The sequence below is a fragment of the Mucilaginibacter sp. genome, from assembly GCF_965201005.1.
Classification (GTDB): Bacteria; Bacteroidota; Bacteroidia; order Sphingobacteriales; family Sphingobacteriaceae; genus Mucilaginibacter_A.
The window spans coordinates 281,338-295,257 of the sequence record NZ_OZ241747.1 but is presented as its reverse complement, the minus strand read 5'-3'; the positions used below and the strand labels follow the sequence as shown (position 1 = coordinate 295,257).

General features: G+C 41.4%; 12 protein-coding genes. 6 read left to right on the top strand and 6 right to left on the bottom strand.

Features of this window, described 5'->3' with window-relative positions; all coding sequences use genetic code 11:
- Window positions 1-30: 30 nt before the first annotated feature.
- Genes pfkA through ACOFKR_RS01265 form a run of 3 tightly spaced genes read right to left on the bottom strand, consistent with a single transcriptional unit; the run spans window position 31 to window position 2,258 of the window.
- Entirely contained in the window at window positions 31-1,014 is a 984-nt protein-coding gene (gene pfkA, locus ACOFKR_RS01275) for a 6-phosphofructokinase (RefSeq protein ID WP_419802219.1), read from the bottom strand.
- 24 nt (window positions 1,015-1,038) lie between these two features.
- Window positions 1,039-1,485 (bottom strand): protein-disulfide reductase DsbD domain-containing protein, encoded by a 447-nt coding sequence (locus ACOFKR_RS01270; protein WP_419802218.1) that lies wholly within the window; start codon window positions 1,483-1,485, stop codon window positions 1,039-1,041.
- Complete coding sequence (locus tag ACOFKR_RS01265; protein WP_419802217.1) at window positions 1,482-2,258, bottom strand: biotin--[acetyl-CoA-carboxylase] ligase; 777 nt, start codon at window positions 2,256-2,258, stop codon at window positions 1,482-1,484. Before ACOFKR_RS01265 ends, ACOFKR_RS01270 begins: the two co-directional genes overlap by 4 nt.
- A gap of 47 nt (window positions 2,259-2,305) precedes the next feature.
- Between ACOFKR_RS01265 and rsfS the strand changes: the two genes are divergently transcribed.
- The 5 genes from rsfS to ACOFKR_RS01240 all read left to right on the top strand — a co-directional run bounded on the left by rsfS (window position 2,306) and on the right by ACOFKR_RS01240 (window position 8,035).
- Window positions 2,306-2,680, top strand: coding sequence for a ribosome silencing factor (gene rsfS / locus ACOFKR_RS01260; RefSeq protein WP_419802216.1), 375 nt, complete (start codon window positions 2,306-2,308; stop codon window positions 2,678-2,680).
- Between the two features lie 45 nt (window positions 2,681-2,725).
- A complete protein-coding gene (gene ftsH, locus ACOFKR_RS01255; protein ID WP_419802215.1) occupies window positions 2,726-4,840 on the top strand; it encodes an ATP-dependent zinc metalloprotease FtsH in 2,115 nt (704 codons plus the stop codon).
- A 57-nt stretch (window positions 4,841-4,897) separates the two neighbouring features.
- Window positions 4,898-5,542, top strand: coding sequence for a LutC/YkgG family protein (locus tag ACOFKR_RS01250; RefSeq protein WP_419802214.1), 645 nt, complete (start codon window positions 4,898-4,900; stop codon window positions 5,540-5,542).
- A 290-nt stretch (window positions 5,543-5,832) separates the two neighbouring features.
- Window positions 5,833-6,897: a PA0069 family radical SAM protein gene (locus ACOFKR_RS01245; RefSeq protein ID WP_419802213.1), complete on the top strand. Its 1,065-nt coding sequence runs from the start codon at window positions 5,833-5,835 to the stop codon at window positions 6,895-6,897.
- 58 nt (window positions 6,898-6,955) lie between these two features.
- The gene (locus ACOFKR_RS01240; RefSeq protein WP_419802212.1) at window positions 6,956-8,035 is read left to right on the top strand and encodes a 3-oxoacyl-ACP synthase III family protein; all 1,080 of its coding nucleotides are present in this window, start codon (window positions 6,956-6,958) and stop codon (window positions 8,033-8,035) included.
- Between the two features lie 74 nt (window positions 8,036-8,109).
- On the opposite strand, the gene ACOFKR_RS01235 is transcribed toward ACOFKR_RS01240, so the two are convergent.
- Genes ACOFKR_RS01235 through ACOFKR_RS01225 form a run of 3 tightly spaced genes read right to left on the bottom strand, consistent with a single transcriptional unit; the run spans window position 8,110 to window position 10,409 of the window.
- A complete protein-coding gene (locus ACOFKR_RS01235; RefSeq protein WP_419802211.1) occupies window positions 8,110-8,865 on the bottom strand; it encodes a zinc ribbon domain-containing protein in 756 nt (251 codons plus the stop codon).
- Window positions 8,865-9,962 (bottom strand): Nif3-like dinuclear metal center hexameric protein, encoded by a 1,098-nt coding sequence (locus tag ACOFKR_RS01230; protein WP_419802210.1) that lies wholly within the window; start codon window positions 9,960-9,962, stop codon window positions 8,865-8,867. The genes ACOFKR_RS01235 and ACOFKR_RS01230 overlap by 1 nt, the downstream gene beginning before the upstream one ends.
- A gap of 42 nt (window positions 9,963-10,004) precedes the next feature.
- Window positions 10,005-10,409 carry a DUF4199 domain-containing protein gene (locus ACOFKR_RS01225; RefSeq protein WP_419802209.1) on the bottom strand — a complete coding sequence of 135 codons (405 nt, stop codon included), beginning with the start codon at window positions 10,407-10,409 and terminating at the stop codon, window positions 10,005-10,007.
- 141 nt (window positions 10,410-10,550) lie between these two features.
- Between ACOFKR_RS01225 and mfd the strand changes: the two genes are divergently transcribed.
- Entirely contained in the window at window positions 10,551-13,907 is a 3,357-nt protein-coding gene (gene mfd / locus ACOFKR_RS01220) for a transcription-repair coupling factor (RefSeq protein ID WP_419802208.1), read from the top strand.
- The last annotated feature ends 13 nt before the right edge of the window (window positions 13,908-13,920 follow it).

The following is a 13,920-nucleotide window of genomic DNA, read 5'->3' as shown; positions in this document are numbered from 1 at the left end:
GCTGACGCTACTTCTTTTATCGCCTGAAATTTATAGAGAAAGAATTTCTACGATCTTTAACAGTTTGGGGTTGAGTTCGGTATTATGCTTGATGGCACGGCTAAAATCGATGTAACTGATGTCATTATGAATTACGCCGATCATCTCATTACGATGGCCATCCAGCAGTGCTTCTACTGCGGCAACACCTACGCGGCTGGCCAAAACCCGGTCCATGCAGGTTGGCGTACCGCCACGCTGGATATGGCCTAAAACAGAAACCCGCGTATCGTAATTAGGGTATTTTTCTTTGATCTGATCGCCAATATCAAATGCAGCACCTGATTCTTCGTCTGCTTCGGCCACAATAATTATTTTAGAAGATTTGTGCCGACGGTCCCGCTCTAACCGTGCAAAAACAGCATTGATATCGCTGGTAGAATCCGGGATCAAAACTGCTTCCGAGCCGGTTGCAATGCCCGTGCGCAAAGCAATCATGCCGCCATCTTTGCCCATCACTTCTATAATAAACAAACGATCGTGTGATTCGGCCGTATCGCGTATTCTATCTACTGCATTTACTACCGTATTGATGGCCGTATCATAGCCGATGGTAAAATCTGTCCCGAATAAATCATTGTCAATCGTGCCCGGAAGGCCAACAATCGGTATGTTAAATTCTTTACCAAAAAGCTGTGCACCTTTAAAAGTGCCATCACCACCAACGGCAACCAAAGCATCCACTTTATTTTTTTGCAGCTGCTCGTAAGCTAATTTCCGTCCTTCGGGCGTCATAAACTGCTCGCTCCGGCCGGTTTTCAGGATTGTACCGCCGCGCTGCACAATATTGGCCACCGAGCGGCGGTCCATCAAAGACATTTCGCCGTTGATCATGCCTTCATATCCGCGCCGGATGCCCGTAACCTGGATGTTGTAATACAAAGCCGTGCGCACTACCGCCCTGATGGCTGCATTCATGCCTGGCGCATCACCGCCAGAGGTGAACAGGCCAATATTTTCTATAGATGTACTCATTGCTAAATCTTGATCCTCAGCTACTTACTTAACCGGAATGTTAAATTCAAAATCATCTGGCGGCAGGCATTGTTTATCGTTACAAACCATAAACTCTATCTTGCCTTTAATGTTGGTTTGGTCTTTATTCAGTTTGATTTTTTGCTGAAAAACGGCACTTTTTTCAAAATAAAGCACATTCATTTTAAATGCATTTTCAAATTTGGTAACCGGTTTAGGTTCGGCCACTATGCCAATTAAAGCATAATCTTTTGATGGCGTAAACGTAAATTCGGTTTTTACCGGTCCGCCTTCTTTTTGTCGGGTTGAGTAAATGTGCCAGCCGTTATCAATAGTGGCTTTAAGCAATAAAACAGCTTCGGTTTTACTGATTCTTTTGGCCGCATATGACCATTTTACCGGCTTTAAAATTTGGGCAAACAAGCCGGTGCTCAAAAAAGATACGGCTAAAAACAGTGTTAATTTTTTCATGGTTGATTAAATAAAAATTTGACTTCTTTCAGGTCAAAAAATTCAGTTTCGTTTTCTTGTTGGATACCAAGTTTGCCCAAATGGTTTACTGTTGATATTTTTCCGATGAAAGTTTTTTCTTTAGTTTGAAACCAAATCTCCTGCCCCAAACCGTACAGATTTTGCAGATATTCCTGCTTTACATCGTCAAATTCTCCAGCTTTTAACTTCAGATAATAAAATTCTATACTGGCGCAAATTTGTAACAATACTTCTTTTAGCACACTTTTTTTGTATAAAACCTGCCAGATCGAAATCGGGTTGGGCAAATCATCCGGAAAACTTTCCTGATTGATATTGATGCCGATACCCACAACCGATTGTTTAATGCTTCTTTTAGCCAGTAAATTTTCTATCAAGATACCGCCCAATTTTTTTTGACCATAATAAATATCATTGGGCCACTTGATGCGGGTTTTATCCCCTAAAATAAGTTGCAGGGCTTTAATCACCCCTAAACTTATTGCACACAAAAGAGAAAAAGACTGGTCGGCAATTAAAAAATCAGGAAACAAAAGCAAACTAAAGGTGAGGTTTTTGCCCGCCTGACCATGCCAGCCACTTTGCTGCTGCCCTTTGCCGGCGGTTTGATGGTCTGCCATAATGACCGTACCTTCAGGCAATGGCGTAGATTTTGCCATTAACTCTTTCATCAGGTCATTAGTGGAAGTTATCTCCTTATACGTTAGAATATTTTGTCCAACAAATGCCCCCGAAAATATGTTATTTTGCAAAGTAGAAAAAAACGTATGTGAATGTGGCTCAAAACTAAGTTTTTTTAATGGTAATAAACAAGAATAAATTAGAATCGGCCTTAATATCGGAAATCATTATCAATGGGATACAAGAGAAAAAAGGCAATGATATTGTTAGATTAGACCTCAGAAATATCCGCAGTTCAGTGTCAGATTATTTTGTGATATGCCATGCAGAATCCACTACCCAAGTGAGGGCAATTGCCGGAAGTGTGGAAGATGAAGTTTACAAAGCTTTAAAACAAGATCCCTGGAGGAAAGAAGGCTTTGAATATGGTGAGTGGATTTTATTAGATTATGTTGACGTTGTGGTACACATATTTAAAACAGATAAACGCGAGTTTTACGGGATAGAAGAATTGTGGGGCGATGCCGAGTTTAAATCTTATAAAAGTGCTTAAAATGTTAGATCCTGTTGCGTACGTGTATAATATGTGTTTGTAGAAATGAAAGAAAAAAACGCTGAAAATCAGAAAAATATCCGTCGGATACCTAATAAAAAAACAACACCAAAACCACCTAAGTTTAATTTTATGTGGATTTATGCCATCGCCGTGATCGGTTTGCTGGTGGTGCCTTACTTTTTTGGCGGAAGTGGCGGTACACTGGTAAACTTTCAAACTTTTGAAAGTACCATGCTTAAAAAAGGTGATGTTGATAAAATTGTTGCCTATAAAAATGGTGATTTGGTGGTTGCCGAAGTTTATATTAAAAAAGATAGCCTTAGCAAACCGCAATATGCTAATGTGCGCGAAAAACGCTCGTTTAACATGGCCAATGATAATGCGCAGTACTACTTTACTGATGCTTCTTACGAAAGTTTGAAACAATCTGTGCTGGGTGCGCAAAAAGATGTTCCGGACGCAGAAAAAGTACAGCCCACCTACGAGCAGCACGAAAGTATTTTTTCCAGCTGGCTGGTTCAAACCATTATTATGGTAGCCTTATTTGCCGGTATGTGGATGCTGATTATGCGCCGGATGGGCGGCGGTGCAGGCGGTGGCCCGGGCGGACAGATTTTTAACATCGGGAAATCCAAAGCAACCTTGTTTGACAAAGAATCACAGGTGAGCGTTACTTTTAATGATGTGGCCGGTTTGGAAGAAGCCAAACAAGAGGTGATGGAAATCGTGGATTTTCTAAAAAACCCTAAAAAATACACTAATCTGGGAGGTAAAATCCCAAAGGGTGCATTATTGATCGGTGCACCGGGAACAGGCAAAACTTTGCTTGCAAAAGCAGTAGCCGGTGAAGCACAGGTTCCTTTCTTCTCGCTTTCAGGTTCTGATTTTGTGGAAATGTTTGTAGGTGTTGGTGCTTCCCGCGTACGTGATCTGTTTAAACAGGCAAAAGATAAAGCGCCCTGCATTATTTTTATTGATGAAATTGATGCAATTGGCCGTGCCCGTGGCAAAAACAATATTGTTGGCGGTAATGATGAGCGGGAAAATACATTAAACCAGTTGTTGGTGGAAATGGATGGTTTCGGTACAGATTCTGGCATTATTATCCTGGCAGCAACCAACCGTCCGGATGTTTTGGATTCTGCATTAATGCGGCCGGGACGTTTTGACAGGCAGGTTTCTATCGATAAACCGGATTTGAATGGACGTGAGCAGATTTTTAAAGTCCATTTACAGCCGATAAAAACAGCAGCTGATGTTGATGCCAAAAAGCTATCAGCTCAAACACCTGGTTTTGCCGGTGCCGAAATTGCCAATGTTTGTAACGAGGCCGCTTTAATTGCCGCCCGTAAAAATAAGGAAGCGGTTGATATGCAGGATTTTCAGGACGCAGTTGACCGTGTAATTGGCGGTTTGGAAAAGAAAAACAAGATCATTTCCCCGGAGGAAAAACGGATTGTTGCTTTCCACGAAGCTGGCCATGCTATTGCCGGTTGGTTTTTAGAACATGCCGATCCGTTGGTCAAGGTTTCGATTGTTCCGCGTGGTGTTGCCGCTTTGGGTTATGCACAATATTTGCCTAAAGAACAGTTTTTATACACTACCGAGCAATTGGTTGACGGTTTATGTATGACAATGGGCGGCCGCGTGGCAGAAGACATCGTTTTTAATAAAATTTCAACCGGTGCACAAAATGATTTGGAACGTATTACCAAACTGGCTTACGCAATGGTGAGTATTTATGGGATGAACGAGAAAGTTGGCAACGTTTCTTTTAACGATACGCAAGGAGAATATCAGTTTAACAAACCTTATTCTGATAAAACCTCCGAATTGATCGATACCGAAGTGCGTAACTTAATCGGGTCAATCTACGAGCGTACCAAGCAGTTATTGACAGATAAACGCGAAGGTTTGGATAAATTGGCCAACAAATTACTGGAAAAAGAAATCCTGTTTCAATCTGACTTGGAAGAGATTTTAGGAAAACGTCCGTTTGATAACCGCACTACTTATGATGAATTTGTAAATGGTGATGACCCATCCGGAAATTTGGCACCGGTAGAGCAAAACTTAGTACATGAAGGCGTTGGCGATCATTCCGGGACTTTCGAACGCAATCCTGAAGAAAAAGAAGCCAATGCCAAAAAAGATTAATCGTTATTAAATAATTTTTAAGCCACTATGTACATGCATAGTGGCTTTTGTGTTGAAATGAAAGATACGACACCAAAAGAGCAGTTGCTGAAAAAAATCCGTAAGGCTTTGCTGGAAAAGCGCGACAACCCGTATCCGCAACTGGAAGATTTGCCGCTTTATCCGCCGCAGGAAGATTTACTGGAACTGATGTTTGCCGAGCAGTTTACAGCTGTAGCAGGTCAGTTTATTTTTTGCGAAGATGAAATTCAGTTTATCGAAAACCTGCTGACTTTGGCCGAACAACGCAACTGGCATAAAATATATTGCTGGGAAAGCTATCTTCAAAACATCCTCCAAACCTACGAATATCCATATTTTGAAACTGATAAAGATTTTGAACAGGCCGAAGTAGGCTTAACCCTTTGCGATGCGTTGATCGCCAGAAATGGCAGTATCTTAGCAACCAACGGCAATGCGGCCGGCCGCAGGTTAAGCATTTATCCGCATCAACATATTGTGCTGGCTTATACTTCGCAATTGGTATTGGATTTAAAGGATGGCTTCAAACTCCTCAAAAACAAATACAAAAACAATTTGCCTTCGCTGATCTCTACCATAACCGGCCCAAGCAGAACCGCGGATATAGAAAAAACACTGGTTTTAGGGGCTCATGGCCCAAAAGAGCTTTTTGTGTTTCTGCTGGATGATTTGCAGGCATAAAAGAAGCATCGTTCCGCAAATTAATACTGTTTTTAGCACCTTTTTTTGGTGTCGATTTAAAAAACCTGTTTGTTTTTTTATTGATTTTTAGGGCATAAAAGAAGCATCGTTCCGCAAATCCATACTGTTTTTAGTATCTTTTTTTGGTGTTGATTTAAAAAAACCTGTTTGTTTTCTTCATTGATTTTTAGTGCATAAAAGAAGCATCATGTTGAAAATCCATGCTGTTTTTAGCACCTTTTTTTTGTTGAAAAAATGCAGATTGCTATTATTTTTAGCAAATTTGCGCAATGGATCAGCAGGAAAATTATTTTAAAGGCAGAGGTGCACAACTAAATACGCACAATAAATTCCTTCAAAACAAATATGTAACTGAATTTGAAGAAGGTTTGGACGAACCTTTCCTGGAAAACTCGAAAACGCAGTTTTTTAACGAGACGCCAAAAAAGATCGTTACTGAATCCAACAGTCCGGATCAATCCTTCAATTATTCCATCAACCCATATCAGGGCTGCGAACACGGCTGCATTTATTGTTATGCCCGAAATGCGCACGAATATTATGGTTTTAGTGCCGGTTTGGATTTTGAGCGAAAGATCATTGTCAAGCACAATGCGGCACAACTGCTGGAAATCTATCTTAACAAAAAAAATTATGAACCGGCAACCATCGTGCTTTCCGGCAACACGGATTGTTATCAGCCGATTGAAAAAAAGCTGAGAATTACCCGTTCGCTGCTGGAAGTTTTCCTGAAATATAAGCATCCGGTAAGCATCATTACAAAAAATAATTTGATTTTGCGTGATCTGGATTTGGTTGCAGAACTGGCCAAACTTGATCTGATCCATGTAAATATTTCCATCACATCTTTGTCCGAAGATTTACGCCAGAAATTAGAGCCGCGTACGGTTACGGCTGCCGGCCGTTTAAACGTCATTAAAAAACTGTCAGATGCAAATGTTCCTGTACGTGTGATGGTTGCGCCGATCATTCCGGGTTTAAATAGTCACGAAATCACCGATATTATTAAAGCTGCCGCAGGTTGCGGAGCGCGCGATGCGGCTTATACCATTGTGCGTTTGAACGGCTCGCTGGCCTTGCTTTTTACCGATTGGATCTACAAAGCTTTTCCGGGAGAAGCAGCAAAAGTTTTACATCAGATAGAAAGCTGCCACGAAGGAAAACTAAATGATTCGCGTTGGGGAACCCGCAAAACCGGTGATGGCAATGTTGCTTCTTTTATCAAACAATTTTTTAACCTGGCCCGCAAAAAGTATTTGCAAGGCAGGGAAATGCCTGCATATAACCTCGGCCATTTTGTGAACAAGCACGGGCGGCAAACAAAATTATTTTGAAAATAAATATTTTAGCTTAAATTTATACCATATACCATTTTGGTATTTAGTATAAGTCATGTCAAATTCTATTCGCTCCGTTATTGTTGCTACCGGAAGTTATCTGCCGGAAAAAACCATTACCAGTGATTATTTCGCTGATTATCAGTTTTTTGAAAAAGATGGAAAACGCGTTGCCAAAAGCAATCCTGTCATTTTAAATCAGTTTAAAAGCATTACCGAAATTGAAGAACGGCGGTATGCAGCCCCGGATCAAAACACTTCGGATTTAGGTTATCTGGCTGCAAAAGATGCTTTGGAAAGTTCCGGGATTGATGGTGAAACGCTGGATTATATTATCGTGGCGCATAATTTTGGTGATGTTTCTGCGGGTAATAACCGTGTGGATTTAGTCCCTACGCTGGCTGCCCGGATCAAGCAGAAGCTACACATCAAAAACCCGGATTGCGTGGTTTATGATTTACCTTTTGGCTGCCCTGGGTGGGTAGAAGGGATGATACAGGCTAATTATTACCTCAAATCCGGTGATGCCAAAAGGATTATGGTAATTGGGGCCGAAGTTTTGTCGCGGGTTACAGACCCGCATGACCGTGATAGCATGATTTATGCTGATGGTGCCGGGGCCGTAATTTTAGAAGCGGTTACCGATACAAATGCAGGGATTATTTCGCATAAAACCCAATCGCACGCGGTGGATTATGCTGATTTACTGACGATGGGAAGCTCTTATAATCCGGAAAAATCCGCAGAAAAAGATTTATACATCAAAATGAATGGCCGGAAACTGTATGAATATGCATTGGTTCATGTGCCGCAAGTAATCAAAACAGCACTCGAAAAAGCCAACACCAATTTATATGATATAAAAAAAGTATTGATCCATCAGGCAAACGGCAAGATGGACACGGCCATTATGCAGCGTGTTTTTAAGCTTTATGGCGATGTGGAGTTTAAACCGGAATTGATGCCGATGAATATTTCGCGTCATGGAAACAGTTCTGTGGCCACAATCCCAACGTTGCTGGATTCTATTTTAAAAGGAAAAATGGAAGGCCAAAGCATCAGGCCGGGAGATAAAATCTTGTTTGCATCGGTTGGTGCCGGGATGAATATTAACGCAATTGTGTATCAATATTGATGGAATGCTTCTTTTACGGCATAAAAAAAGACACTTTTTCCGGTGTCTTTTTTTATTTAATTGAAAATCAGATTTTAGACAGTTGCAACTGCTTCTCCGTTTTCTAAAACCATTTGTTCATCAACCAAAATCCGTCCGCAGTGTTCACAAACGATGATTTTTTTACGCTGGCGGATATCTGCCTGGCGTTGCGGCGGTATCTCATTAAAGCATCCTGAACAAGCATCGCGGGAAATAGTTACCACGGCCAAGCCATTTTTTGCATTGCCCCTCAGCTTGGTATAAGCAAAAAGCAAACGCTCATCAATGTTCTTTTTGGCATCTTCGATCTGGCCGGTCAGTTCGTTTTCTTCTTTTTCAGTTTCAGCAGTGATTGTGCCCAATTCAGCTTTTTTGACTTCAAAATCTTTGCGTCTTTCTTCTAAATCAATTAATGCTTTATCGTAAACCTGTGTTTTGGTGGCAATTTCAAAACCAATTTCTTTGATTTTTTTCTCGCTTACCTGCACGTCCAGTCCTTGGATTTCAATTTCTTTAGAAATAGCATCGTACTCGCGGTTATTTTTTACCTCCGCCAGTTGTGCTTCATATTTTTTGGTGTTTGCCTGTGCTTCTTTAATCAGGTTTTTGCGGGTTACCACGCTGTCTTCCAAATCATCCAAATCGTATTTAATTTTTTGGATCCGGGTTTCCAAACCGGCAACTTCATCTTCCAGATCGCTCACTTCCATAGGCAATTCGCCTCTAACCTGTCTGATCCGGTCTATTTTGGTGTGGATAGTTTGTAGTTCGTATAAAGCTTTCAGCTTCTGCTCTACTGTTTGTTCCATTAAATAATATATTTGACGGGGTTTGTATTAATTTTTGTTAAACGGACTGCAAAGTTAGGAAATTTTTTGCCAATAATTTCGGCCAATAATTCTTGTGTAAACTGCTCAGTTTCAAAATGTCCGATATCGGCGATCACTAATTTCCCTTCTGCATCAAAAAACTCGTGGTATTTAAAATCAGCCGTTACAAAAACATCTGCACCGGCAGCAATGGCATTCTTCAGCAAAAAACTGCCCGAACCGCCGCAAACTGCAACTTTCTTCACTTTTTTATCGGTAAAAACAGTATGCCGAACCACTGCTGCCTGCATTTGGGTTTTTACGTGATATAGAAAATCCAGTTCTTCCTGCGGAGAAGTAAGTTCGCCAATCAATCCCGCGCCAACTTCCGGATAATTATTTGTGATCGGGTACAAATCATAAGCAACTTCTTCATAAGGGTGCGCCATAATCAGATTGGCAAGCAGCTTGTTTTCAATGTTTTGAGGATAAATAACCTCAATTTTAACTTCCTGTTCCTGGTGGCGCAAACCGATTTCGCCGCTAAAAGGAGCCGCGTTTTCATTCGCTCTAAAACTTCCGGTCCCGTTACTGTTAAAGCTGACTTCGCTATAATTGCCGATATTTCCGGCTCCGGCAGCAAACAAAGCATCCCGAACTTCATCTGCTTGGGCAATAGGTACAAACGTGCTCAATTTCTTCAGCAGGTTGCTTTTGGGCGATAAAACCCGGCAGTTTTGCAAACCTAATTTAGCTGCAATTTTTTGATTGACGCCGGTTTTTACATGATCCAAATTAGTATGGATGGCATAAATGGCAATGCTGTTTTTAATGGCCTTTTCTACAACGCGCTCTACATAAGTTTTGCTGTTGAATTTTTTTAAGCCTTTAAAAACAATTGGATGATGCGAGACGATCAGGTTACAACCGGTTGCAATTGCTTCATCTACAATTGCTTCTGTACAATCCAGAGAAATCAATGCCTGCGAAATTTCCTGATCGGCATAACCTACAATCAGCCCGGAATTGTCATAATCTTCCTGATAACTCAGCGGGGCCAGGCTTTCCAGATAATTTGTGATTTCGTTCAGTTTCATGCGCTGAAATTAAACAACAAAATTTACCCGGTAAAAACAGTATTAATGATCTATCCTTTTAGAGCCTTTCATCAGCAGCAAAGCAACGGCCAGCGCAGAAATTACGCCGACCAGCAAAGCACCAAAAATTTTGCCCGAAAAATCGGTAATAGAACTTTTTGCCACATAAGTAACAAATAAAATGGCGATAACCACGGCCACAAACCCGCCGAAAAAAAGGATTTTAAAACCTTCCTGCAAACCCTCAAAAAAGGTGATATGGCCTGCTTTATCTACGTCGCGGTATCTTTTCACCCCAAAAAACAAACCGATGATCGGGATTAATATCGAAGTGGCTTCATAAGGTGAATCCGTACTAAAAGTAGAATGGCCGAGCACGTACATTGCCCAGATCCATATCCCGCTTAAAATTCCGATAACGACTCCAAAAATAATTGCATTTTTCATGAGGTAAAATTTAGGTATGTAAAAGAAGTATCAGCAAATTAGCTTGCTGTATGAAAACAAACAGATAAATATTTGTTTGAAAGATTTAACTTTTACCAAACACTTTTTACCAGATTTTCTATTTGGTATATTTGCAGCAATTTGAATATCCGCGATATATTAGAACGTTACAAGGCTGATGGCCGCGTAAAAAGTTTGGCCCAGATGCTAAATTCGGGCAAAAACCAGCGCATACATTTGCGTGGTTTGGTTGGTTCAAGCGATGCATTTCTGGCCGTTGCGCTGTATTTTTTGCAGCATAAACATTTGATTTTCGTTTTGCCTGATCAGGAAGAAGCCGGTTATTTTCAGGCCGATTTGGAAAATTTGCTGGACAAAGAAATCCTGCATTTCCCGTCGTCTTACCGCAAAGGGTTTGATTTTACACAGCCCGATGCAAGCCATGTTTTGGCACGTGCCGAGGTTTTGAACGAACTGAACCATGCTTCGGAATTTGGAAACCTGATTGTTACTTATCCGGAAGCTTTGGCCGAAAAGGTGATCGACCGCAATTCTCTCGAAAAAAACACATTGGAAATTGCCGTGCAAAACAAGCTCAGCATTGATTTTATCAACGAGTTTTTGATCGAATATGATTTTGAACGCGTAGATTTTGTGTACAGTCCGGGCCAGTTTTCCATTCGCGGAGGCATTGTGGATATTTTTTCTTTTTCGCATGATTTGCCTTATCGTGTTGAGTTTTTTGGTGATTTTATTGAATCGATCCGGACTTTTGAAATCGAAAGCCAATTATCTGTAGAACAAGTAAGAAGCATTACGATTGTGCCGAACGTGCAGTCCAAATTTCTTACCCAAAACAATATTTCCCTGTTGGAATATATTGATGCTGATACAGCAGTTTGGATAAAAGATGTACAATTTACGTTGGATATAATCCAGGAAGGCCACAAAAAAGCCACGCAACTTTGGAAAGCTTTGCCTGTAACCGAGAAAAACCAAAATCAGGATTGGATCGATCCGGTTTACAGTTTTTGTAATGAAAAAATGATTGCCGATCAATTGCGTGATTTTAGTGTGATCGAGTTTGGCAAGCAGTTTTTTTATCAGGCAGACCAAACCATTAGTTTTGATATCCGGCCGCAGCCATCATTTAATAAAGATTTCAACCTGCTGATCCACAACATCAAAAATAACGATTCGGAAAAGATCGAAAACCTGATTCTGACCGATTCTACCAAACAAATTGAACGTTTATACGCGATTTTCGAGGATTTGGACAAAACGGCCAAGTTTACGCCAATCCCTGTTTCTATCCGTGAAGGTTTTGTAGACCGCGACCAAAAACTGGCCTGTTATACCGACCATCAGATTTTCGATCGTTACTATAAATACAAGCTTAAAAAAGGCTATCAGAAATCGCAGGCAATCACTTTAAAAGAACTGCGCGAACTCAAACCGGGCGATTATGTAACACATATCGACCACGGAATTGGAAAGTATGCCGGTCTGGAAAAAGTGGAAGTGAACGGCAAATCTCAGGAAATGATCCGGTTGATTTATGCGGACAACGATTTGCTATACGTCAACATCAATTCCCTGAACCGGATTTCCAAGTTCAGCGGAAAAGAAGGTACGATGCCTAAAATGAATAAGCTGGGCACCGATACCTGGGACCGGCTCAAAAAAACCACAAAAAAAAAAGTTAAAGACATTGCCCGCGATCTGATCAAATTGTACGCCGTGCGGAAAACGCAACACGGAAATGCTTTTTCGCCGGATAGCTATTTGCAAAATGAACTCGAAGCTTCTTTTATCTATGAAGATACGCCGGATCAGGAAAAAGCGACGGCAGATTTAAAGCGAGATATGGAATCGCCGCACCCAATGGACCGTTTAATTTGCGGCGATGTTGGTTTCGGCAAAACGGAAGTTGCCATTCGTGCCGCATTTAAGGCTGTTGCGGATAGTAAACAAGTGGCCGTTTTGGTGCCGACAACTATTTTGGCCGCACAGCATTTTAAAACGTTTTCTGATCGTTTAAAAGATTTCCCCTGCAATATTGATTATGTAAACCGGTTCAAATCATCCAAACAAATTAAAGATACGCTGCAAAATGTGGCCGATGGAAAAGTTGATATTCTGATCGGCACGCATCGTTTGGTCAGCAAAGATGTGAAGTTTAAAGATTTAGGTTTGATGATTATCGATGAAGAGCAAAAGTTTGGTGTCTCCACCAAGGAAAAACTAAAAACGATGCGTGTAAACGTGGACACGCTGACCTTGACCGCCACGCCAATTCCGCGGACTTTACATTTTTCGTTGATGGGCGCGCGCGATTTGTCCATTATTTCCACGCCGCCGCCAAACCGGCAGCCTGTAGTTACAGAATTGCATGTTTTTAACGATAAGCTGATAAAAGAAGCCGTAGAATTTGAAGTAAACCGCGGCGGACAGGTTTTTTTCATCCATAACCGTGTGCAGGATTTGGCACAATTAGGCGGTATGATCCATAAATTGGTGCCTAAAGCCAGCGTTGGCATTGCGCATGGACAATTGGAAGGCGATGCGCTGGAAGATGTAATGCTGAAATTTGTAAACGGCGAATACGATGTTTTGGTTGCTACAACGATCATCGAAGCAGGATTGGACATTCCGAACGCCAACACGATCATTATTAACCATGCGCACATGTTCGGTTTGAGCGATTTGCACCAGATGCGCGGACGCGTTGGCCGGAGCAACAAAAAAGCGTTCTGCTATTTGCTAAGTCCGCCATTATCAACCTTAACTTCCGAAGCGCGGAAACGCCTGAGCGCGATTGAAGAATTTTCTGATTTGGGCAGCGGTTTTAATGTGGCGATGCGCGATCTGGATATCCGCGGTAGCGGAAATTTGCTTGGCGCAGAACAAAGCGGTTTTATTGCGGAGATTGGCTTTGAAATGTACCACAAAATTTTGGACGAAGCGATCCAGGAACTGAAAGACGAAGAATTTCAGGGTGTTTTCCAGGATGAAAAACCTCGTCCGTTTGTTTCTTTTACACAGATTGACACGGATTTGGAAATCATGATCCCGGATGAGTATGTAACGAGCATTGCCGAACGTTACAACCTCTACACAGAACTTTCTAAATTAGAAAACGAAACTGAACTGCAGGCTTTTGCCAAACAACTGGAAGACCGTTTTGGCCCAATCCCGCGGCCGGTAAAAGATATGCTGAACACCGTGCGTTTGCAATGGCTGGGCAAGTCCATCGGATTTGAAAAAGTATCCCTTAAAAAGAGCATCCTGCGCGGTTATTTTATTGCCAACCAGCAATCGCCTTATTTTGAGAGCGTTTCCTTCCATAAAATTTTGCAATTCGTGCAGGATAATCCGCGCAGATGTAATTTAAAAGAAGTGAAAAACAGTTTGCGCATCAGTTTTGAAGGTATTAAAACGATCAATGAAGCTGTAGAAGTTTTGGAAGAAATGGCCGGACAGGCCGTGGTTGCTTAAAATTTAGGTGCTA

What these genes read in the sequence shown, in the direction of transcription:
- ACOFKR_RS01235 (WP_419802211.1), bottom strand. Translation starts at nt 8,865, where the DNA reads ATGGAACAAACAGTAGAGCAGAAGCTGAAAGCTTTATACGAACTACAA.
- ACOFKR_RS01230 (WP_419802210.1), bottom strand. Translation starts at nt 9,962, where the DNA reads ATGAAACTGAACGAAATCACAAATTATCTGGAAAGCCTGGCCCCGCTG.
- rsfS (WP_419802216.1), top strand. Translation starts at nt 2,306, where the DNA reads ATGGTAATAAACAAGAATAAATTAGAATCGGCCTTAATATCGGAAATC.
- ACOFKR_RS01225 (WP_419802209.1), bottom strand. Translation starts at nt 10,409, where the DNA reads ATGAAAAATGCAATTATTTTTGGAGTCGTTATCGGAATTTTAAGCGGG.
- ACOFKR_RS01270 (WP_419802218.1), bottom strand. Translation starts at nt 1,485, where the DNA reads ATGAAAAAATTAACACTGTTTTTAGCCGTATCTTTTTTGAGCACCGGC.
- ACOFKR_RS01245 (WP_419802213.1), top strand. Translation starts at nt 5,833, where the DNA reads ATGGATCAGCAGGAAAATTATTTTAAAGGCAGAGGTGCACAACTAAAT.
- pfkA (WP_419802219.1), bottom strand. Translation starts at nt 1,014, where the DNA reads ATGAGTACATCTATAGAAAATATTGGCCTGTTCACCTCTGGCGGTGAT.
- ftsH (WP_419802215.1), top strand. Translation starts at nt 2,726, where the DNA reads ATGAAAGAAAAAAACGCTGAAAATCAGAAAAATATCCGTCGGATACCT.
- ACOFKR_RS01240 (WP_419802212.1), top strand. Translation starts at nt 6,956, where the DNA reads ATGTCAAATTCTATTCGCTCCGTTATTGTTGCTACCGGAAGTTATCTG.
- ACOFKR_RS01250 (WP_419802214.1), top strand. Translation starts at nt 4,898, where the DNA reads ATGAAAGATACGACACCAAAAGAGCAGTTGCTGAAAAAAATCCGTAAG.